Raw genomic sequence first — 20057 nt, 5'->3', positions numbered from 1 at the left:
TCCGGCGTCCGGCCACGACTTCCCGCCGCCACGCACTCTTCGACCGCCGACGCCCCGGCGTCCGGCCGTCGGATCCTGGCGGCGACGCCGATCTTGGTGTGCGTCACCGGTCCTCCCCGGTCGCGCGGCGGCCCACCGACGCGAGGTCCCGGACGACCCGGCCGACGGTCCGGCGCACGGGCAGTTCCAACGGCACGATGTCCACGGGCGGTCTCGGCGGCGGGGCGGTGAAGTCGTCGTCCTGGTCCGCGGCCCCCACCGGGAAGCGTAGGGAGGGGTCGTCGCGGGCCAGTACCGAGGTCTCGCGCGGTTCCGGTTCGACGTCGCCCAGCAGCACCCGCCGACCGTGCAGCGCGGCCCCCCGGACGGCGGCCAGCTCCGGTGCGGCCTCGACGACCACGCGGCCCGGCACCAGCGTCGCGATCAGGGGTATCCGTGCGCTCCCGCCGACCAGCACGGTCACGTCCACGGGCAGGCCGCGCACGGTCCGGGCGAGCAGGGCGACGGCGTGCTCGACGGCCGGGCGGACCAGGTCCTCGAACCGGGTCCGGGTCAGTGCCACCTCGGCCACGCCGGTCGGCAGGTGGACCGGGACCACTGTCGACGGTCCCGCCGACAGCGCGCGTTTGGCCGCCTCGCAGGCGTGGCGCAGCAACGCGTAGTCCGCGTCCTCGAACTCGCGGCCCAGGACCGCGCGCACGTGCGACGCGATCAGGTCGTCGAAGTCCTCGCCCGCGACCGGTTCCAGGTCCTCCGACCACCGTTCGACCGCTCCCGCCCGGACGGCCGCCGCGCTCGACGACGTGCCGCCGAGCCCGAACACGGCCAGGCACCCCACCGCGCCGTGCCGGAACGCGTGGTTCTCGGCCACGGCCAGCGGTTCGGCCAGCAGCGTGACCCGGTCGACCCCGGCTTCGCGCAGCGCCGCGAGCATCACGGCCCGCGTGTGTCCGGTCCACGACATGGGGTGGGTCAGCACCACGTGCTCGGGTGGTATGCCTTCGTGCCCGGTGACGCGGTCGACGGCCCAGCGCACGACCAGCGCGGTCAGTTCCTCCGGCGGGCACAGCTCGCGGCCCAGCGCGAACGGTGTCGGGTCGCCGACGCGGCGGGCGAAGCCGGTGGCCGTGACCAGCGGTTCGCCCGCCTCGCCGACCGCGATCCGGCCGGTCGGGGTCAGCCGGAGCGCGGACGGCACGGCGGGCAGCGGCACGTCGGGTTCGGCGCGTCCCGCACCGTCGGTGCGGCACACCGCCACGGCGGTGCGCGTGGTGCCAACGTCGACGCCGAGGACGTACGGCAAGCCCGATCTCCTTCGTTCCGCGAACGCCAATCTGATTACACGGGGTGCCGAGCCCGTGACAACCCGATCCCCTAATCCCCTAGGGAGTGAACGAGCGCCACCCCAATGTGGATGCGCTATATACGGGGAGTGATCCCCGATGAGGGACGGCGACCGGTTCGCCAAGGTGGACACCGACTCACCGGGATCCACCCCTGCCGATCCCGGAACCACGGACACACCAGGAGAAACGAGCACGATGGGCAGCAGCGCCGGCACCCTCCACGACTTCGTCCTCGACCTGCTCAGCGACCCCGACGCCCTGGCCGACTTCCAGGCCGACGCCGAGGGCTCGCTGGCCGCGGCCGGCCTGGGCGACATCACCGCCCAGGACGTCCAGGAGGTGATCCCGCTGGTGCTGGACTACGCGCCGGCCGGCCGCATCCCGGCCTTGGACCAGCACTCGATGTTCACCGACGTGCCGCTCGACGACGCCACGTCCGCGGTCGGCCAGCTCCAGGCCGTCGCCCAGCAGCTCGCGCTGTCCGGTGTCACCGGCACCTCCGACGTCAACCTCGCCGCCGCCGGCGCGCTCAGCGCCGACGCCCACGGCCTGGAGATCTTCGGCGGCTACGCGGGCTGGGGCGCGGTCGACTCGGTCGGCTCGATCAGCGCGGCGGTCGACGGCGACTTCGCCGCCGTCCACGACGTCACCTCGACCCTCGACCGGGTCCCCGAGCCCGCCGACGTCGCCGGGCAGGCGACCGCGGCCGTGCCGGACGTCGTCCCCGACACCGGCACGCTGCCCGTCCCGGCCGCGACGACCGACGTCCTCGGCCCGCTGCACAGCACGATCGGCAACGTCGTCGGCACCGTCACCGACTCCGTCGCGCTCGACCTCGACCACGACACGGCAGGCCTGGGCGTCGGCCAGGCACCCGACCTCGGTCAGGTCACCGCGCCGCTGGAGTCCGCCGCGCCGGTCGCCGTGAGCGACGTCACCGGCCACGGTGTCACCGACGTCGACCACGCGGACGTACCCGTCGTGTCGGACCTCGGCGACCTGCTCTTCTGATCGCCGCGCCCGGAGGCCGGTTCCGCGAAGGGTGCGGGGCCGGCCTCCTTCCCCGACGGGCGTCGGGCACGGCACACTCTGCCGGGTGATGTCCGCGCCATGGCTCGACGTGCTAGACGACACGATCCGGGCGTGCACCACGCACAACCGGCCCGATCTGGCGCTGCGGCTGCGTGAGAAGCGCGCCCGGCAACTGGACCCCAAGGTGCGGGTCCTGGTCGTCGGCGAGTCCAAACAGGGCAAGAGCCAACTCGTCAACGCCCTCGTCAACGCGCCGGTGTGCGCGGTCGGCGACGACGTGACGACCACCGTGCCCACGTTCGTACAGCACGCCGAGACCCCCTCGGCCGCGTTGGTGCGCGGCGCCGACGCGCCGACCGAGCGCATCCCCGTACCCATCGACGAGGTGGCCGACCAGGTCAGCACCGAGCACGGCGGCGACCTGGTCCGCGCCGAGGTCGGCATCCCGCGCGACCTGCTCACGTCCGGGCTCGTGCTCGTGGACACGCCCGGCATCGGCAACCTGCGCTCCGCGCACACCGCGAGCACGTTCGCCACGCTGCTCCAGGCCGACGCGGTGCTGATGGTCTCGGACGCCACCGCCGAGCTGACCGCGTCCGAGCTGGACCTGCTCGGCCGGGTCACGCAGTCGTGCCCGACGGTGTTCGTGGTGCTGACCAAGATCGACCTCACGGCGGGCTGGCGGCACGTCGTGCGGCGCAACCGCGAGCACCTGGCGCGCGCGGGCATCGCCGCCCGGGTGTTCCCGGTGTCGTCGGCGTTGCGCCTGCGCGCGGCGAAGACCGGGGACCGCGACCTGAACGCGGAGTCGGGTTTCCCGGAGCTGATCGAGTGCGTGCGCGGCGACATCGTGGCGGCGGCCGACGTGCTGGCCCGGCGCACGGTCACGGTGCTGGCCGCCGCCGCGATCCGGCAGCTCGTCGTGCCCGTGCGGGAGGAGCTGACGGCACCGCGCCGCACCGAGGACGTGGTGGCCGCGCTGAACGAGGCCCAGCGCCGCGTCGACGAGCTGCGCCGCAGGTCCGCGCGGTGGCAGACGGTTCTGGCCGACGAGATGGCCGACCTGGTGTCCGACGTCGAGTACGACCTGCGCGACCGGACCCGGCGGATCCTGCGCGAGGTCGACCGGACGTTCGAGACCGCCGATCCGGCGGTGGGCTGGGACGAGTTCGGCGCGTGGTTGGAGGAGCGGCTCACCGAGGCGGCGACGGCGAACTTCACGTGGCTGCTCGACCGCGCGGAGTGGGTGGCCGAGAAGGTGGCCCGGAGCTTCCCCGTGCACCGCGACGGCCTGCTGCCCGAGTCGGTGTTCCCGGACGACGCGCTCGATCGGGTGTCTACTATGGACAGACCGGTGATAGAGCGGTTCGGCGTCGTGCAGAAGTTCTTCACGGGCCTGCGCGGGTCCTACGGCGGCGTGCTCATGTTCGGTCTGGTGACGAGCCTCGCGGGCATGCCGTTGATCAACGCCGTGTCGCTGGGTGCGGGCGCCCTGTTCGGTGGGAAGTCCATCCTGGACGAGAGCGGGCAGCGGTTGCGCCGCCGCCAGTCCGCCGCGAAGGCCGCCGCGCAGCGGCACGTGGACGACTTCTTCCTCAAGTTCTCCAAGGACTGCCGGGACGCGGCCCGGCACGTGCAGCGCAGCCTGCGCGGGCACTTCTCGACGTTGGCGGACGAGTTGCAGGAGACGTTGCTGGAGTCCGCGCGCGGCGCGCGTCGGGCCGTGCAGGAGGACACCGTCCACCGGGAACGCCGCCTGCAGGAGGCCAAGCGGGAACTCGACCGCCTGGTCGAGCTGTACCAGCGGGTCCAAGCGTCGGCCGCGGGCCAGGCGCCGCCACTGGGCATCAGCGCCTGATGCTCGGCGACGAGGTCTGGCAGCTGCTCGACGACGCGCTCGGCGTCTACCGGGACGACCCGCGCGCCACGGCGTGGCTGCGCGGGTTCGCGGCCCGGCTGGACGAGCCGTTGCGCATCGCCGTGGCCGGTCCGCACCGGGTCGGCAAGACGACGCTGGTCGGCGCCCTGATCGGCGAGGAGTTCGCCGGCGGCGACGCGTTCCTCTGGTACCGGGACGGGCCGCGCGCGCACGCCCACGTCGGGCGGCACGAGGTCCCGGTCGTGCGCCGGGACGGGCGGATCGCGGTCGAGGCGACCGGTGCCGAGCGGATCGACGTCGAATGGCCCTCGCGGTCGCTGCGGGACCTGGTGCTGATCGACTCCCCGGCACGGGCGTCGGTCGAGCGCGTGTACCGGGACGCGGACGCCGTGCTGTACCTGACCCGGCACATGCACAGCGCCGACCTCGAACAGCTCCGGTCGGCGCACGACCACCCGTTCGCGCGGGCCACGCCGGTGGACACCGTGGTCGTGCTGGCGCGGGCCGACGAGATCGGTGCCGGGCGGATCGACGCGCTGTCGTCGGCCCGGCAGGTGGCGCGGCGGTACCGGCGCGAGGCCTCGGTGATCCCGTTGTGCCAGAACGTGGTCGCGGTGTCGGGCCTGCTCGCGGTGGCGTCGCGGACGTTGCGCGACGACGAGTTCACGGCGCTGTCCACGCTGGCCCGCCACTCCCGGGTCGACCTGGAGGACCACCTGCTGTCGGTGGACCGTTTCGTGTCGACCGACCTGCCGCTGGACCGGTCCGTGCGGCACGCGCTGGTGGAGCGGTTCGGGATCTTCGGCGTCCGGCTGACCACGACGCTGGTCCGGCAGGGGTGCGACACGCCGGTCAAGCTGTCGGCCCAGCTCGCCCAGCGCAGCGGCCTCGGCGAGCTGCGGGAGTCGATCGGGCTGTACTTCGCCGAACGCCGGGACGTGCTCAAGGCCCGTGCCGCGCTGCTGGGGCTGGACGTGGTGCTGCGGGCCACGCCCCGACCCGCCGCCGCCCGGCTGACGGCCGCGATGGAGCGGCTCGTGGCCTCCGCGCACGACTTCCGGGAGCTGCGGCTGCTGGCGGCGTTGCACGCCGGGCGGGTGCGGTTCTCCGACGAGCTGGACGACGAGGCCGTGCGGTTGATCGGCGGCACGGGCACGTCGATGCTCGCCCGGTTGGCCATCGAGTACGAGCCGACGGACGGCGAGTTGCGGCACGCGGTGCTCGACGCGGTGGCGCGGTGGCGCGAGCACGCCGCGAACCCGGTGCTGGACAACGCGCAGCGGCGGGCGGCGGCCGTCGTGGTGCGCAGTTGCGAGGGGATGTACGCGGGGCTCGGCTGATCCGGGCTCGGCCGGTCGGGTCGACGCGGGCGGGCCTGCGCCGCGTGATCGGTGTGGTGTGGGATCAGCTGATCGCGTCGATCACGGCCTTGACCGCCGCCGACGGGGTCCGGCGGGGGTCGGTGACCAGGAACAGCGTCGTCTCCGGGAGCGTGCGGACGCTGTGCAGCGTGCCGGCGTCGAGGTGGTCGGCGATGGCGACGCGGGGCAGGACCGCGTGGCCAAGGCCCGCGACGGCGCAGGAGCGGACGGCCTCGATGCTGCCGAACCGGGTGATCGTCGGCGTCGGCGCCAGGTCGCGGACGAACCGGTCGGTGTAGGAGCAGCCTTCCTCCAGCAGGAAGTAGCGCTCCTCCTCGGCGACGCCCGGCGCCGTGACCAGGTCGATCTGCTCGACGCCCAGGGCGGTGGCCCGCAGCCCGGCGACCGCGACCGACTCCTCCAGGACCAGGGCGAGGTCCAGCGTGCCGGAGCGGACGCCGGCCAGGGCCGGGCGGGTGTTGACGGCGTTGAGGTGCACGGCGATGCCCGGCCAGCGCAGGGCGGCGTCGGCGATGCGCTGGGGGAGGCGGTAGGCGCACACGGATTCCGGCGCGCCGATCCGCACGTCGCCCTCGACGGCCGTGCTGCCCCGGACGGCGTCGCGCAGGCGTTGTTCGGCGGCCAGGACCTCGCGGGCGTGCTCCACCGCGCGGCGCCCGGCCTCGGTGAGGCGCGCGCCGGTGGGCAGGCGGTCGAACAGCCGGGCGCCGAGGGCCCGTTCCAGGGATTTGACCTGGCTGGTCACCGTCGACTGGACGAGGTGCTGCTGGGTGGCGGTGGCCGTGAAGCTGCCGGTGCGGGCGAGCACGAGGAGGGTCCGCAGGAGCCGGGTGTCCATGCCCATCGACGATACCGATTGATTGGATCGTTGAGAATCGTTGGACTTCATCGCCGCCTGTGGCGCACGCTGGGCCGCATGGTCGAGGTCTTGCGTTACACGGCTTTCAGCGCCGATCCCGCCGGTGGGAACCCCGCCGGGGTCGTGCTCGACGCTACCGGGTTGTCGGACGCGGAGATGCTGGAGATCGCCGCATCGGTGGGATATTCCGAGACCGCCTTCGTCGTCCCGCGTGCCGACGGGTTCGGGATCCGGTACTTCAGCCCGGTGGTCGAGGTGCCGTTCTGCGGTCACGCCACCGTGGCGACGGCCGTCGCGTCCGGGATCGCGGGCCGGCTGGTGTTCCACACGCCCGCGGGCGTCGTGGAGGTGGAGACCGCCGACGGTGCCGCGACGCTGACGAGCGTGCCCACGTCGTCGACCCCGGCGCCGGCGGCGGACGTCGCGGCGGCGTTGGCCGCACTGGGGTGGACGGCCGACGACCTCGACGTGCGCTACCCGGTGCACTGGGCGTTCGGCGGGTCGACGCACCTGGTCGTCGTGGTGCGCGGCCGGTCGCGGTTGGCCGCTCTGGACTACGACTTCGACGCGTTGGGCGACCTGCTCCGCGCACACGGCGCGGTGACCGCGGACCTGCTGTGGCAGGCCGAGGAGGACGTCTTCCACGCCCGCAACCCGTTCCCGGTCGGCGGTGTGGTCGAGGACCCGGCGACGGGGTCCGCGGCGGCGGCGTTCGGCGGGTACCTCCGGGCGCTGGGTGTGGTGGCGGCGCCCCGGGTGATCACCGTGCACCAGGGCGTCGACATGGGCCGGCCCAGCGAGCTGGTGGTGGACGTGCGCCCGGACGACGCGCGGGTGCGGGTCACGGGCCGAGCGGTCCCGATCGCGGGATAGGCGGACGGGCCGCCGGGACGTGGCGTCCCGGCGGTCCGCATACGGGACTAGACCCGGTCCAACACCACGACCGGGATTTCCCGATCGGTCTTCGTCTGGTAATTCGCGTAGTCGGGCCACACCTCGTTGAGGGATTTCCAGAGTTCCGCGCGTTCTTCACCTTCGGCGGTCCGCGCGCGGACTTGGTACTTTTCCGGGCCGACCTGGACTTCCGCTTCGGAATTGGTTTCCAGGTTCAGGTACCACGCCGGGTGCTTCGGCGCCCCGCCCGAGGAAGCCACCACGACCACCGCGTCGCCGTGACGCCGGTAGATCAACGCCGTGCGCCTCGGCTCGCCGCTTTTGCGACCCTTCGTGGTCAGCAGGAGCGTGTGGACGCCCGGTCGCCACTCGTGGCCCTCGGCGCCGTCGGTCTCGACGTAGCGCCGGATGTGATCGTTCACCCAGCCCACTGGGCTGTCGGCAACAGACATGCTTCGACCGTACCCAAAGTCCGGGAACCGCCACAGAACGTGACGAAGCCGTCGGTCGCTACTCCGCAGTCACGACCGACGGCTCCGCTACTGGGGTGGGGACGTCCGCCGCCGCACCCCCTGGCCCGATCGACCCTCCCGGCGTTCCCCTGGCACCGCCCGCGTAAACGGTGGTCAGGGCCGCTCTACCGGGTCCGGCAGGACCCGGTGTCGAAAGGTCGACGGCCATGGTCTGGCCCTGGTGTTCTCAGTAGATCTGGCTCGCCCGGCTCATGTCTTCCTCTTCCGGATCGGGGTACTTGGACAACTATGACTGCCCGAAGGGGTGGCGGCTCATTCAAAAGGGGGATAGAAGAGCGTTATGCCCGAGCTTGAACTCCGCCACCTCCGAGCGGTCTGCGCGATCGCCGAGGAGGGCAGCCTGACCAAAGCCGCCACGCGGCTAGGTCTCACGCAGCCGGCGATGAGCGCCCAACTCCGCACCGTGGAGCGCATCGTCGGCGGTCAGTTGTTCGACCGGACCCCCGGTGGTTCGGTGCCGACGGACCTCGGCAAGCAGGTGGTCGGCACCGCCCGCCTCGTGCTCGACGAGGTCGGCCAGCTGGTCTCGCTGGCCAAGTCGCGGTCGACCAACGACGGGACACCCGGCCCACTCGTGGTGGGCGGTGTCCCCACGCTGTTCTTCGGACATTTCGTCGAGGAACTGCGCAGAACGATCCCGTGCTCGGAAGTCCGCACCGAGATTCTCCCCGGCGGGTCCGCGCTGCTCGAACTCCTCGTCTCCGGTCAGATCCAACTCGGCATCGTCGACCGGTTCGAGGGAATGGAGCGACGCGAACTACGCGGTTTGGAGGTACGAAGACTGGTCTCGGAGCCGCAGTTCGTCGCACTGCCCGACTGGGACCCGCTGGCCGCCGAGGACGAGGTCGACCTGTCCGCGCTCGCCGACCGCGACTGGGTGTCGCCGCCGGACGAGTCGGTCGGCAACCGCCTCCAGATCTTCTCGGTCTGCGCGGACGCCGGCTTCACGCCCCGGTTCGCCCACCACGTGAACGAGGCGTCGACGGCCCGGTCCCTGGTCGCCAACGGCGCGATCTCGTTCGCGTTGCCGCAGTCGCGCAGCGGGGACGGCATCGTGATCAAGCCGCTGCGCGGTGCGCCGCTCATGGTCGACCTGCTCCTCGCGACCCGCCGCGAGGGACCGGCGGCCGGGCGTGCGCACGACGTGTTCGCGTGCGCGGCCAAGGCGTACAAGGCGGTCCTGCCCCGCAACCCCGCGTACGAGGCGTGGTGGGACAAGCACCCGGAGGCCCACCCGGAACTGGACGCCGCTTTGCTCATGGCCGAGGCGTCCGCGCCGAAGAACTGATTGACCGCCCGCCGCAGCGGGTAGCCCGAAGCTCCGGACGTGGTTCCCCTCACGCCGAAAGCTCCGACCTCCCCACCCCTTCGACCGAAGACTCATCCCCACTGACCCTCGCAAGGGCAGGATTCACCCGACGTCTGGGCGCAAACGAAAACCAACGTCGGGTGAATTCCAGGTGAGTCTTGCCAGAATGAGGCCATGACTCAGCCCTTCACAGACGATAGTCACCCGGCCGAGCCCTACCCGGGCGCTCGGCCGGGACACTGTTTCGTGCACCTCGACGGCGAGGGGTGGCCGGTCACGCCGGACCCCGCGACCGACTCCGGGTGGCGGGTCGCTCCGGACGGCCGAGATCTCGACGACTGGCTCGCCGACCACGGCGAGCCGCCCTTGGCGCACCGCATGCCCGTGCTGGCGTACGGGTCCAACGCCAACCCCTCCAAGGTCACCTGGCTGCGTGAAGAGCTGGGTCTGACCGGCCCGGCGGTCGTGCTCCGCGCGAAGTGCCGGGACCTGTCCGCCGTCTGGGCGGCCGGACACCGCAAGTCCGACGGGCAGCGCCCGGCCACGCTCGCCCACGCGCCCGGCGTCGAGGAGGAGCACGCGGTGTGGTTCGCCACCGCCGAACAGCTCCGCGTGCTCGACCGCTGCGAAGGCCGGGGCCTGCGCTACCGACTCGTCCGCGTGCACAGCGGGCAGGTGACCCTCTTCGACGGCGCGGTGGTCGACTCCGTGCTCGCCTACACCGGCGCCGGCAAGCGCCGCATGCCCCTGCTCTACGGCGACCGCCCGATCCGCTGCGCCGACGTGCCGCAGCACCGCGCCCGCTACCAGCCCGGCCGGCCCGCCGCGTCCGACGGCCTCGACGTCACGCCCGTGCACGGCGACCCGTCGCCCGACGACTGGCCGGACCTGATCTTCGTCTACGGCACGCTCCGGCCCGGCATGTCCGGCTGGCACCTGGTGGCCGACCACGTCGTGGAGGCCACGCCGGTCACCGTCACCGGCACCCTGCACGACACCGGGCGCGGCTACCCGGCTCTCAGACCGGGCGCGGGCAGCGTGCCGGGCCACGTGCTGCGCCTGGACGCCCCGGAGGACGTGCTGCCCGCGCTCGACGAGTACGAAGGCGACGAGTACCGCCGCGTCCGCGTGACGCTGCCCGACGGCCGGGTCTGCTGGACCTACCTGTGGACCGGCGGGGTCGAGGGTATGGCCGTGCTGCCGGACGGCTGGGTCGACAACCACCCGTGATGCGCTCGATGCGGTGAATTCCCGCCGAAGCGGCCCGACCGGTCGCCGACGGGGTACGTGCATGGGGTAGACCCCTCGTACCCCGACCCTGGAGGTGGACATGAGGCGACGGCTCATCGTCGTGTGCGGCGCGCTCGCGGTCGCGGTGACCGCGTGCGGCAGTCCGTCGACCGAAAGCGGCACGACCACCGTCGCCGGGTCCACGCCGGCGGCCGGCTCGGCGGTGACACCGACGCCGACGCCGACGGGCATCGCGCCGGTGACCACCCGGTGCACCGCCGCGGGCCTGACCGGCAAGGTGGAGAACACCGACGCGGGCGCCGGCAACCGGTACGCCAAGTTCGTCGTCACCAACACCTCCGCCGCCCAGTGCACGCTCACCGGCTACAGCGGCTTCCAGCTCCTCGACGCCGCCGGTTCGCCGCTGCCGACCGCGCTCGAACGCGTCGCCGACCCGGCACCCGCGCCGGTCACGCTCGCGCCCGGCGGGTCGGCCGCGGCGAACCTGCACTGGACCGTCGTGCCGGCCGGCGACGAGACGCAGGACGGCCCGTGCCGGCCGGAGGCCGCGAACGCCGCCGCCATCCCGCCCGACGAGACCGCGCCGCTGACCGTCGCGTGGGGTCTTGGCCCGGTGTGCGGCGGTGGGCGCATCGAGATCAGCGCGTTCTACGCTGCCTAGGTGATCGAGTCCAACGTCCCCGGGCACGCCGGCGAGCTGTCCGTGCGCACCTGGCCGAACCTCGACGCCACGTGGCTCGCCGTGCTCGTGCACGGGCTCGGCGAGCACGGCGGCCGGTACACGCACGTCGCCGAGGAACTGGTCGCGCACGGTGCCCTGGTCGTGGCTCCGGACCTGGTCGGGCACGGCCGCTCGGAAGGGCGGCGTGCGGTCCTGGCCGACTTCGCGGGCATCGTGGCCGACGTCGGCGCGGCGATCTCCTCGGCCGCGGCCGACCTGCCCACCGTCCTGTTCGGACACTCCTTCGGCGGGCTCGCCGCCGTCCGCCACGCCCAGGACCACGACGTGGCCGCGCTCGTGCTGTCCGCGCCCCTGCTCGGCGCGTGGGACGGCCTGGACCGGCCCGACGACGCCGTGGACCCGGACCTGCTCTCCCGCGATCCTGAGGTCGGCCGCCGGTACGCGGCCGACCCCCTGGTCTGGCACGGCCCCCTGCCCGACGTGACGTTGGGGACGATCGAGCACGCGCTGGACGAGGTGAACTTCGGTCCGGCCTTGGAACACCTGCCCGCGTTGTGGCTGCACGGCGCCGACGACCGGATCGTGCCGGTGTCGGACACCCGCACGGGCACCGATCGCATCCGCGGCCTGCGCTTCGAGGAGCGCATCTACCCCGGCGCCCGGCACGAGGTGCTCAACGAGACCAACCGCGACGAGGTGTTGGCGGACCTGGTGTCGTTCGTGCGGCGGGTCGTCTAGCGGGGGGCCGGTCGGGCGGCGGCTTGCTTGCGCGTCGGCCGGTGCGGCACCGGTGTCGGCTTTCGCGGCCCGTGTCCGATCGGCCCGCGACCACCGAACGTCCCGCCTTCCGGAAACGTCCGCCGGGGGTCCGGCCGATCCCCTGGTGTGCACACCAGGCCCCGCCCACGCGTCGGTAAGACGACGTGCTGCGTACCGACCAGCCGCACGGCGGCGAACGGCGCAGGGAGCCGGGTGGATCGCCCGCCGTTCACCTGCCTGATGGACAATCCCGGTGCGATGGTGGGAGAAGACCTCGAACTGGTGATCACGGCGGTGGTCGCGGCCGACGGTGCGGCACGGGCACGCGCCGCGTGCGCGCGTCTGCTCGACCGGGTCGGCGGTCGCGTGCTGCGGGTCGGCGACTGCTCGGACGAGGAACCCGGCTGCTGGTCGTTGACGTTGGCCATCGACAGCGGGCAGCGCGTGCCGGAGAACGTGGCCGCCGGGCTCGCCCGTGCGGTGCGCGGGTTTGTGCGCGACCTCGGCTTCCCCGCGCCGCGGATCTCCTGCGAGCCGCCCACCGCGTGGACCGTGCTCGACGACCCGGACGTGCTCGACCCGCTCGTGCCCGGCGCCGAACGGCTCCTGGTCGAGGCGTGGGCCGGCGGGGACCCGCAATACCGGGAACCCGAACCGGCCGCCGAACCCGACGTGGGGCCGCAACCCGAACCGGGTACCCGGTTGCTGCTGAGGGTCGACGTGGCCACGGACCGCGCCGCGGGTGCCGAATGGCAGGCGCGGGCGGTAGCCAGCCGGGTCGCCCGCAGTGGCAAGATCACCCGGGTGGCGCCACGGGGGGATCTACTGAGCGTGCATGTCGATCTCGGCACGAGCATCGATCCGCCCGCGGTCGCGCTACTGGACGCGGTCGCGTCACTGGGCCGTCCGGGGTGGTCCGCGCCGACCCGGGAGGGCGAGTCCACCGTCGTGCGCTGGTCGGCGACACCCGTGCCGACCGGGGGCATCGCGGCGTTGGAACTCACCGCGACACCCGCGTCGGCATTCGTGTGGACGGAGCCCGACTAGGTGTTCGGCAGCTGCCCCGATCGAGTGGATTCCGAACGCCACCCGGTCAGCCGATCTTGCTTGTCAAGCGCGAAACTTTCGGTACTACTTCAACTACGGGAATCTCTGCACAGGAGGCGACATGGCCAGCATTGAAGAGGTCCGTGCCGCGATCGCCCAGGCCGTCGACAAGGCGGGCCAGAGCGCCGCTGCCCTGCAACAGGCCGCCGATCTGGCCAAGGACGCGCAGGCGTTGCTCAGCCAGGCGACAGAGGGCAGCGACCAGGCCGACGTGGACCAGGCGAACGCCCAGTTCGCCGAGGTCGCCAACGGCGTGGACGACCTCCAGAAGTTCCTGGCCAACGGCATCTCCCAGGCCGAGAACATCAGCGCCAGGCTGTGACGTCGGTCGGCGAGGTCAAGCTCCGGCTCGAACAGGGCTGCGAGCTGCTCGGCGACGTCTACCGGTGCGTGCGCGAGGCGCAGACCGCGCTGGACGAGGCGCTGGAGCTGCTCGCCGAGGTGGACGCCACCAGCGGCGAGGACCTGGTCCCGGCCGGGTTCGTCACGGCGCGGGAGCGGTTCGCCGACGAGTTGGAGCTGATCGTCGTGAGCCAGGAACTCGTCCGACGACTGTCCGCGGAGCTGTGACGTGGCCAGGCGGGACGATCGCAAGCGGCGCATCGAGAAGTCGTTCGGCGCCTTCCACGGCGCGGTGGCCGCCGCGCTGGGCAACGCCGCGCGCGAACAGCGGCTGATCGCCGAGGACCGGGCCCGCGACATGGTCGAGGTCATGGTGCGCGGCGGCGGGATCGACCGCGCCCTGGAGGACCCGGCCATGGCCGCGGTGCTGGGCAACCCGGCGTTCGCGCCGCAGGTCGCCCGCGCGCTGCTGGACCGGGTCGAGGCGTTCCGCGAGTGGTCGGAACGCGGACCCGACCGGCTGACCGCGCTGGTCGACGAGGTCGGCACGGGGGCGGCGTCCCGCCCGCCGCAGGCGTGGCTGGGCACACCGGGCACGGCCGACGGCAGCGACGGCGTCCCCGAGCTGTGGCGGATCGGCACGGGTGTCGTGCGGTCCGCGCCCGAGCACCAGTCGTTCCCGGTGGCCGTGCCGCTGCTGGACCGGGCGCACCTGCACATCGCCTCGGCGCCGGAGGGCCGGGCGGCGGCCGACGCGCTCGTGGAGAACCTGCTGCTGCGCGTGCTGAGCCATTTCGCGCCCGGCCTCGTGCAGGTGCACGTGTGGGACGTCAACCAGCTCACCGGCGCCCTGCCCGGCCTCTACCCGCTGACCCGCGCCGGTCTGCTGACCGTGCACGACCCCAAACGGCTGCACGAGCTGCTCGACGAGTTGTCCGACCACATCCGCCGCGTGCACACGGGCGTGCTGGTGCAGGGTCACCAGTCGGTCGGCGCGGCGGGCGGGCGGCGCACCGAGCCGTGGCGGATCGCCGTGCTGTTCGGCAACCGCAAGGCGTTGAAGGAAGAGCACCAGCAACAGCTGCAACGGGTGGCGCGCAACGGGTTGGCGTGCGGCATCCAGCTCTTCCTCGTCGACATCCCGGTCACGGTGAACTCGCCGATCGAGACCGTCACCATCGCGGCCGACGGGTCGGCGTCGTGCACGATGACCGGACGGCACGTGACCGTGACGCTGGACGCGCCGTTCGACCGCACGCTCGTGCCGCGCGCGTGCGCGGTGATCGCCGAGGAGCGGGAGAACCGGCGGACCCGGATGAGCACGTTCGCCGACCTGCTGCCGGACCGGTACTGGCAGGAGGACTCCTCGGCCCGGGTCGCCGCGCCGGTCGGCTTCGACGACGGCGAGCCGGTGCCCGTGGTGCTCGGCGACACGTCGCCGCACGCGTTGATCGGCGGGCCGAGCGGGTCGGGCAAGACGAACTTCCTGTACGCCCTGCTGGGCAGCCTGGCCGCCCGGTACGCGCCGGACGAGCTGGAGCTGTACCTGCTGGACTTCAAGGAGGGCGTGTCGTTCGCGCAGTTCGCGCCGGGCCGCAAGGACCCGAGCTGGCTGCCGCACGCGCGCCTGGTCGGCGTGAACGTCAACACCGACCGCGAGTTCGGCGTGGCCCTGCTGCGGTTCCTGTCCGACGAGATGCGCCGACGGGCGGACGCGGCCAAGCGGCACGAGGTCACCAAGCTGGAGCAGTTGCGCGAGGAGGACCCGGAGGGCCGGTGGCCGCGGATCGTCGCGGTGATCGACGAGTTCCAGTACCTGTTCGCCGAACGCGACCAGGTCACCTCCCAGGCCACGCAGCTGCTGGAGGACGTGGCCCGGCGCGGCCGGTCGCAGGGCATCCACCTGGTGCTGTCGAGCCAGGACGTGTCCGGCATCGAGGGGTTCTGGGGCAAGGCCGCGATCTTCGAGCAGTTCACCGTGCGCATCGCGCTGCCCAAGGCGCGGCGCGTGCTGGCCGAGCCGCAGAACGACGCGGCCGTCGAGCTGCCGCGGTGGCACGCCGTGGTCAACCACGAGTCGGGCGTGCGGCCGGGCAACGCGATCGCGCGCGTGCCGGACGCGACCACGCGCGGCACGTTCGACCTGCTCCAGACCGAGCTGCACCAGGTCCGGCCGCCGGAGCTGACCGAGCCGATCCTGTTCGACGGCAGCAAGGTGCCCGTGCTGCAGGACCTGCCGGACTTCCGCGCGCTGCGGCCGGGCGCGTCCAACCCGACCGTGCTGCTGGGTCAGGTGATCGACGTGGCGGGCAGTGCGGCGCAGGTGCGGTTCCCCAGCGCGCCGGGGCGCAACATCGCGGTGATCGGGTCGTTGGCCGAGGACGCGGCGGGCGTGCTGCGCGGTGCCGCGTTGTCGTTGGCGCAGCAGCACGGCAAGGCCGAGGCGCGGTTCACGATCGCGTGCTTCGCCGACGACGCCGAGCCGTACGCGGAGAAGCTGCACAAACAGCTCGACGACCTGGGGTACGAGGCCAAGAAGGTCCCGATGGGGGAGTTCCGCGACAAGTTCCTGGTCGAGAAGGCCGGGGAGTTGCAGGAACGGCTCAAGGGCGAGGGTTCGGCGCTGCGGCCGCACTACGTGATCGTCTACGCGGTCGACGGCGGGCACACGTTCCTGGAGCACAAGGACGACGCGAAAGTGTCCGGAGTGGACAGACTGCGCACGGTCCTCAAGCACGGCCCGGAGAACCGGACGCATGTGCTGGGCTGGTGGCGTGGCGTGCAGCGGCTCAAGAACAGCCTCTCGCCCGGCGTCTACGACGACATCGGCGCGTGGGTGGCGTTCGACGTGCAGGGCAAGGAACTCGTGCCGTTCGGTCCCGAGCAGGTGCTGAGCTGGTCGCCGCGTCCCCGGCGCGGCCTGTTCTTCGACCGGTTCGCGCCCGCCCGGCCGCAGGTCGTGATCCCGTTCGACACCGGGGAGGACACATGATCCGCGAGGGGACGTCCGCGCTGCCCGCGCAGCGCGCCGCCGGTGCCGACGAGGACCGGGTCGGCGCGGTCGAGCGGTACAAGGAGATCATCGGCCTGGCGGGCGAGGCGGTGGAGCGCATGCGCACCGCCGACCGCGCCCGCGTGGCCGACCTCGTCGGGCGGCTGATCGAGACGCAGGAGCTGATGGCGCGGGCGATCGCGCAGGAACGGGACGTCCGCGTCGGCGTGTCGGTCGTGTGGGAGCAGGCCGTCGAGGCGCTGTGGAACGAGCGCTGGTTCGCGATCACGCCCGTGCCGCCGCCGAACGAGAAGGTCCCGGCCCGGCCGCAGAACGACTACGTCCAGGCCATGGACGCGGCGTACCGGAACCTGGTCGAGTCGCTCCAGAAGCGGTCCCTGTTCGGGCGTAAGGGTTAAGGCAGGTCCCAGGTCACGACGGCGACCCCGGTGTCCATGTCGCCGTCGACACCCTTGTACAGGGCCAGGGCGGCTTCGTTGTCCGCGTCGACCGCGGTCCACATGCCGTGACAGCCGCGCTCCTTCGACAGCTCCAGCAGCGCTTCCACGAGCGCGGACCCGATGCCCCGGCGCAGGAACGCGTCGTCGACGCCGAGTTCGTTGACGAACATCTCCACGCCCTTGTCCGGGTGGAGCAGTTCGCTGCCGGACACGAAGCCGGCCGGTTCCCCGTCCACGTAGGCGATGAGCAGGTGCTGCCGGTCCTCGGCGAGGAACGTGGCGGTGACGTCCTCGCGCGGCGTGTCGTCGAACAGGTGGCCGGCGGCGAGCACCTCGGCCACGGACGTGGCACGGCGGATCTCCATGCCCCGCACGGTAGACGTCCGGCACCGCCCGGTCATGCGGTTTACCGAGACGCAGGTCACAGCGGTGTGTCGGAACAGGCCGCACCGCACGGGCGCTGACCAGGATCATGAGCGCTCCCACCACCGCGCGTGAGTTCCGCCTCGCCTCCCGGCCGACCGGCTACCCGACCCGCGAGGACTTCACCCTGGCCGAGGTCGCCGTGCCCGAACCGGGTCCGGGGCAGATCCTGGTGCGCAACCGCTACCTCAGCGTCGACCCCTACATGCGGGGCCGGATGAACGCCGGCGAGTCCTACATCGCGCCGTTCGAGGTCGGCGAGCCGTTGGAGGGCGGCGCGGTCGGCGAGGTCGTCGCGTCCGGGTCGGACGAGTTCGCGGTCGGCGACGCGGTCTGGCACTTCCTGGGCTGGCGGGAGTACGCGCTGGTCGACGCCTCGGCCGCGCAGCGCCTGGACGCGCCGTCGAGCCACTACCTCGGGATCCTCGGCATGCCCGGCCTGACCGCGTACGTCGGCCTGGTCGGCATCGCGCCGGTCCGTGCGGGTGACACGGTGTTCGTGTCCGGCGCGGCGGGCGCGGTCGGCGCGGCGGCGGGGCAGATCGCGCGTCGGCTGGGTGCCGGGCGGGTCGTGGGCAGCGCGGGCAGCCCGGAGAAGGTGCGCCTGCTGGTGGAGGAGTTCGGCTTCGACGCCGCGTTCGACTACCACGACGGCGACCTGGCCGGACAGTTGCGCGAGGCCGCGCCGGACGGCGTCGACGTGTACTTCGACAACGTCGGCGGCGAGCACCTCGAAGCGGCCCTGGAGGTCGCGAACGCCCACGCCCGCTTCGCGTTGTGCGGCTGGATCTCCGGCTACAACACCGAGCCGGTGGGCGTGCGCAACCTGGGACTGGTCGTGGGAAAGCGGGTCACGCTGCGCGGCTACCTCGTGCGGGACCACGAGGAGGAGTACGGCGAGGCGTTCCGGCGCGACGTGTCCGCGTGGCTTTCCGACGGCGGCCTGAAGTACCGCGAGACGATCACCGACGGCTTCGAGAACACGCCCGGTGCGTTCATCGGCCTGTTGCGCGGAGAGAACGTCGGCAAGGCCGTGGTGGCCCTCTAGACCAACTCCCCCTCGGCGGCGACGACGCGCCCCGCGTGCACGACGAGCGTGCGGGGTGCGCGGTCCATCACCGCCGCGGTGACGGTGTCGCCGGGCACCACCACGAGGTCGGCGGGCGCTCCCTCGGTGAGCCCCAGGGTCCGGCCGAGCACGGCGGCACCGCCCCGCGTCGCGATGTCGACGCACATCTCGACCAGCGCGTCCTGCCGGAAACCGTTGCGGTGGGCCAGCATCCACGCGCGGTCGAGCATGTCGCCGTTGCCGTAGGGCGACCAGTAGTCCCTGATCCCGTCCTGGCCCAGCCCCAGCCGGACGCCGGCCCAGCGGAGCTGTCTGAGCGGCAACGGCTCCCGCGCGCCGGGCGAGACCGTGGTGACGGCGACGTCGTGCTCGGCCAGGAGGTCGACGAGTTCCCGTTGCCGCTCACTGTCCACAGTGGACAGTGCGAACGCGTGGCTGATCGTGACCCGGCCGCGCATGTCCAACGCCGCGACCCGTTCGCAGACCAGCTCGACCTGGAACGCGCCCAGCGATCCGACGTCGTGCAGGTGGACGTCCACGCCGCACTGATGCCGTTCGGCGAGTTCGAACACGACGTCGAGGTGCCGCACCGGATCGCGGTCGTAGCCCGCCGGGTCGAGCCCGCCGACGACGTCGGCACCGGCCCGCAACGCCGCGTCCAGCAGCTCGGCGGTCCCGCGCTCGCGCAGGATGCCGCACTGCGGGAACGCCACGACCTCGACGTGCGCCCGGTCGGCGTGCGCCTCGCGGGCGGCGAGCACCCCTTCGAGCTTGGCCAACCCCGAGTCCACGTCGACCTGGGCGTGGCTGCGCACGTGCGTGGCACCGCCGGCGATCGTGCGCCCGAGGGTGTGGGTGGCCCGCTCGGCGACGCCCTGCTCGGCCGACCGCCAGTTGCGCCGGTCGTTGTCGATCAGCTCGGCGAGCCCGGTCCCCGCGCTGTGCGGCCGGAACGGCAGTCCCAGCCGGGTCGAATCGAGGTGGGCGTGCGCGTCGGTGAAGGAGGGCAGCAGCACGCCGCCCTTGCCGTCGACCGCGGGGACGCCGTCGGGCACCTCCAGCCCGACGCCGGTGGCCGCCACCAGCCCGTCCCGGCACAGCACGTCGACGACCGGCTCGGCCGGGTCCCCGGGCCAGGGCCGCACCGAGCGGATCAGAAGGTCACCGGTCACACCCGGACGCTATCCCTTGCCTCCCGACTTGACACCGACTCCGCGAAAACCCGCGCGGCATCAGGAAGAACGGTCGGGCAGGTGCGCCAGCACCAGGCCCAGCAGCGCGATCACCACGTTCCGCGTCGCCGCCGTCACGCCGTTCCACGTCGAGGACTGCCACATCGCGAACCACTCGCCGCCGATCGCCAGGAACCCCAGGCCGAACAGCAGCACCTGCATGACCCACCCCAGCGACGCCAACGCCCGGGCCCGCTCGTCCCGGCGGATCCAGGCGACCAGCGCGCCCAGGAACACCAGGGCGTCCACCGCCTCCCAGACGATGATCGCCACGTACGCGACGGTCACCGCGGCGGGACTGGTGATCGCCCGCCACATCAGGTCGGGCGACCGGAACGTCGTGTCCATCGCCAGCACGTGCTCGACGAACGCCCGGTTGGTCCCGTAGTCGGTCACGTTGCCCAGCACCACCAACACCATGTACACGGCCGAAACGGCGGTGAGCACGGCGACGGCCGTCCGGCGGCTGCCCAGGAGTCGCATGACCGTCGAATCTAGTGACCTT

At 72.7% G+C, this 20057-nt stretch carries 20 protein-coding genes; 14 read left to right on the top strand and 6 right to left on the bottom strand.

Features of this window, described 5'->3' with window-relative positions; genetic code table 11:
• Positions 1–103: 103 nt before the first annotated feature.
• Positions 104–1303 (bottom strand): Hsp70 family protein, encoded by a 1200-nt coding sequence (locus F4559_RS29935; protein WP_184674435.1) that lies wholly within the window; start codon positions 1301–1303, stop codon positions 104–106.
• 238 nt (positions 1304–1541) lie between these two features.
• On the opposite strand from F4559_RS29935, the gene F4559_RS29930 reads away from it, so the two are divergent.
• From F4559_RS29930 to F4559_RS29920, 3 genes are all read left to right on the top strand, one after another.
• On the top strand, positions 1542–2357 hold the full coding sequence (locus F4559_RS29930) for an IniB N-terminal domain-containing protein (protein WP_184674433.1): 816 nt from the start codon (positions 1542–1544) through the stop codon (positions 2355–2357).
• 88 nt (positions 2358–2445) lie between these two features.
• Positions 2446–4236 (top strand): dynamin family protein, encoded by a 1791-nt coding sequence (locus tag F4559_RS29925; RefSeq protein ID WP_184674431.1) that lies wholly within the window; start codon positions 2446–2448, stop codon positions 4234–4236.
• Positions 4236–5597: a GTPase domain-containing protein gene (locus F4559_RS29920; RefSeq protein WP_184674429.1), complete on the top strand. Its 1362-nt coding sequence runs from the start codon at positions 4236–4238 to the stop codon at positions 5595–5597. Before F4559_RS29925 ends, F4559_RS29920 begins: the two co-directional genes overlap by 1 nt.
• Before the next feature lie 64 nt (positions 5598–5661).
• Here the strand turns inward: F4559_RS29920 and F4559_RS29915 are convergent, their stop codons facing one another.
• Positions 5662–6477: a LysR family transcriptional regulator gene (locus F4559_RS29915; RefSeq protein ID WP_184674427.1), complete on the bottom strand. Its 816-nt coding sequence runs from the start codon at positions 6475–6477 to the stop codon at positions 5662–5664.
• A 78-nt stretch (positions 6478–6555) separates the two neighbouring features.
• On the opposite strand from F4559_RS29915, the gene F4559_RS29910 reads away from it, so the two are divergent.
• Positions 6556–7371, top strand: coding sequence for a PhzF family protein (locus F4559_RS29910; RefSeq protein WP_184674425.1), 816 nt, complete (start codon positions 6556–6558; stop codon positions 7369–7371).
• A gap of 47 nt (positions 7372–7418) precedes the next feature.
• Here F4559_RS29910 and F4559_RS29905 read toward each other — a convergent pair whose 3' ends face one another.
• Positions 7419–7814: a nitroreductase family deazaflavin-dependent oxidoreductase gene (locus F4559_RS29905; protein WP_312865890.1), complete on the bottom strand. Its 396-nt coding sequence runs from the start codon at positions 7812–7814 to the stop codon at positions 7419–7421.
• A gap of 391 nt (positions 7815–8205) precedes the next feature.
• Here F4559_RS29905 and F4559_RS29900 point away from each other — a divergent pair, with 391 nt between their 5' ends.
• The 9 genes from F4559_RS29900 (at position 8206) to F4559_RS29860 (ending at position 16786) form a co-directional block, all read left to right on the top strand.
• On the top strand, positions 8206–9213 hold the full coding sequence (locus F4559_RS29900; protein WP_184674421.1) for a LysR family transcriptional regulator: 1008 nt from the start codon (positions 8206–8208) through the stop codon (positions 9211–9213).
• 195 nt (positions 9214–9408) lie between these two features.
• The gene (locus F4559_RS29895) at positions 9409–10464 is read left to right on the top strand and encodes a gamma-glutamylcyclotransferase family protein (protein ID WP_184674419.1); all 1056 of its coding nucleotides are present in this window, start codon (positions 9409–9411) and stop codon (positions 10462–10464) included.
• Between the two features lie 100 nt (positions 10465–10564).
• Positions 10565–11146, top strand: coding sequence for a DUF4232 domain-containing protein (locus F4559_RS29890; protein ID WP_184674410.1), 582 nt, complete (start codon positions 10565–10567; stop codon positions 11144–11146).
• Positions 11147–11905, top strand: coding sequence for an alpha/beta fold hydrolase (locus tag F4559_RS29885; RefSeq protein WP_184674408.1), 759 nt, complete (start codon positions 11147–11149; stop codon positions 11903–11905).
• Between the two features lie 234 nt (positions 11906–12139).
• Positions 12140–12973, top strand: a complete 834-nt coding sequence (locus tag F4559_RS29880; protein ID WP_312865889.1) for a hypothetical protein — start codon at positions 12140–12142, stop codon at positions 12971–12973.
• 121 nt (positions 12974–13094) lie between these two features.
• Positions 13095–13355, top strand: a complete 261-nt coding sequence (locus tag F4559_RS29875) for a hypothetical protein (RefSeq protein WP_184674405.1) — start codon at positions 13095–13097, stop codon at positions 13353–13355.
• Positions 13352–13603, top strand: a complete 252-nt coding sequence (locus F4559_RS29870) for a hypothetical protein (RefSeq protein WP_184674403.1) — start codon at positions 13352–13354, stop codon at positions 13601–13603. The genes F4559_RS29875 and F4559_RS29870 overlap by 4 nt, the downstream gene beginning before the upstream one ends.
• Before the next feature lies 1 nt (position 13604).
• Positions 13605–16367, top strand: coding sequence for an FtsK/SpoIIIE domain-containing protein (locus F4559_RS36620; RefSeq protein ID WP_184674400.1), 2763 nt, complete (start codon positions 13605–13607; stop codon positions 16365–16367).
• Complete coding sequence (locus F4559_RS29860) at positions 16364–16786, top strand: hypothetical protein (RefSeq protein ID WP_184674398.1); 423 nt, start codon at positions 16364–16366, stop codon at positions 16784–16786. The genes F4559_RS36620 and F4559_RS29860 overlap by 4 nt, the downstream gene beginning before the upstream one ends.
• Here F4559_RS29860 and F4559_RS29855 read toward each other — a convergent pair.
• Entirely contained in the window at positions 16783–17193 is a 411-nt protein-coding gene (locus F4559_RS29855; protein ID WP_184674396.1) for a GNAT family N-acetyltransferase, read from the bottom strand. The genes F4559_RS29860 and F4559_RS29855 overlap by 4 nt on opposite strands.
• A gap of 107 nt (positions 17194–17300) precedes the next feature.
• On the opposite strand from F4559_RS29855, the gene F4559_RS29850 reads away from it, so the two are divergent.
• Positions 17301–18299, top strand: coding sequence for an NADP-dependent oxidoreductase (locus tag F4559_RS29850; RefSeq protein WP_184674394.1), 999 nt, complete (start codon positions 17301–17303; stop codon positions 18297–18299).
• Here the strand turns inward: F4559_RS29850 and F4559_RS29845 are convergent.
• Both F4559_RS29845 and F4559_RS29840 read right to left on the bottom strand, forming a co-directional pair.
• The gene (locus F4559_RS29845; protein ID WP_184674392.1) at positions 18296–19492 is read right to left on the bottom strand and encodes an amidohydrolase; all 1197 of its coding nucleotides are present in this window, start codon (positions 19490–19492) and stop codon (positions 18296–18298) included. The genes F4559_RS29850 and F4559_RS29845 overlap by 4 nt on opposite strands.
• Before the next feature lie 60 nt (positions 19493–19552).
• Complete coding sequence (locus F4559_RS29840) at positions 19553–20035, bottom strand: DUF2165 domain-containing protein (protein ID WP_184674390.1); 483 nt, start codon at positions 20033–20035, stop codon at positions 19553–19555.
• Between the last annotated feature and the right edge of the window lie 22 nt (positions 20036–20057).

It is taken from the genome of Saccharothrix violaceirubra (assembly GCF_014203755.1).
Lineage (GTDB): Bacteria > Actinomycetota > Actinomycetes > Mycobacteriales > Pseudonocardiaceae > Actinosynnema > Actinosynnema violaceirubrum.
This window is presented reverse-complemented; position numbering and strand designations above follow the sequence as displayed.

Excerpts from the sequence above, each read along its gene's own strand:
- F4559_RS29930 (WP_184674433.1), top strand. The coding sequence starts at position 1,542 with ATGGGCAGCAGCGCCGGCACCCTCCACGACTTCGTCCTCGACCTGCTC.
- F4559_RS29925 (WP_184674431.1), top strand. The coding sequence starts at position 2,446 with ATGTCCGCGCCATGGCTCGACGTGCTAGACGACACGATCCGGGCGTGC.
- F4559_RS29920 (WP_184674429.1), top strand. The coding sequence starts at position 4,236 with ATGCTCGGCGACGAGGTCTGGCAGCTGCTCGACGACGCGCTCGGCGTC.
- F4559_RS29915 (WP_184674427.1), bottom strand. The coding sequence starts at position 6,477 with ATGGACACCCGGCTCCTGCGGACCCTCCTCGTGCTCGCCCGCACCGGC.
- F4559_RS29910 (WP_184674425.1), top strand. The coding sequence starts at position 6,556 with ATGGTCGAGGTCTTGCGTTACACGGCTTTCAGCGCCGATCCCGCCGGT.
- F4559_RS29900 (WP_184674421.1), top strand. The coding sequence starts at position 8,206 with ATGCCCGAGCTTGAACTCCGCCACCTCCGAGCGGTCTGCGCGATCGCC.
- F4559_RS29895 (WP_184674419.1), top strand. The coding sequence starts at position 9,409 with ATGACTCAGCCCTTCACAGACGATAGTCACCCGGCCGAGCCCTACCCG.
- F4559_RS29890 (WP_184674410.1), top strand. The coding sequence starts at position 10,565 with ATGAGGCGACGGCTCATCGTCGTGTGCGGCGCGCTCGCGGTCGCGGTG.
- F4559_RS29875 (WP_184674405.1), top strand. The coding sequence starts at position 13,095 with ATGGCCAGCATTGAAGAGGTCCGTGCCGCGATCGCCCAGGCCGTCGAC.
- F4559_RS29860 (WP_184674398.1), top strand. The coding sequence starts at position 16,364 with ATGATCCGCGAGGGGACGTCCGCGCTGCCCGCGCAGCGCGCCGCCGGT.
- F4559_RS29855 (WP_184674396.1), bottom strand. The coding sequence starts at position 17,193 with ATGGAGATCCGCCGTGCCACGTCCGTGGCCGAGGTGCTCGCCGCCGGC.
- F4559_RS29850 (WP_184674394.1), top strand. The coding sequence starts at position 17,301 with ATGAGCGCTCCCACCACCGCGCGTGAGTTCCGCCTCGCCTCCCGGCCG.
- F4559_RS29840 (WP_184674390.1), bottom strand. The coding sequence starts at position 20,035 with ATGCGACTCCTGGGCAGCCGCCGGACGGCCGTCGCCGTGCTCACCGCC.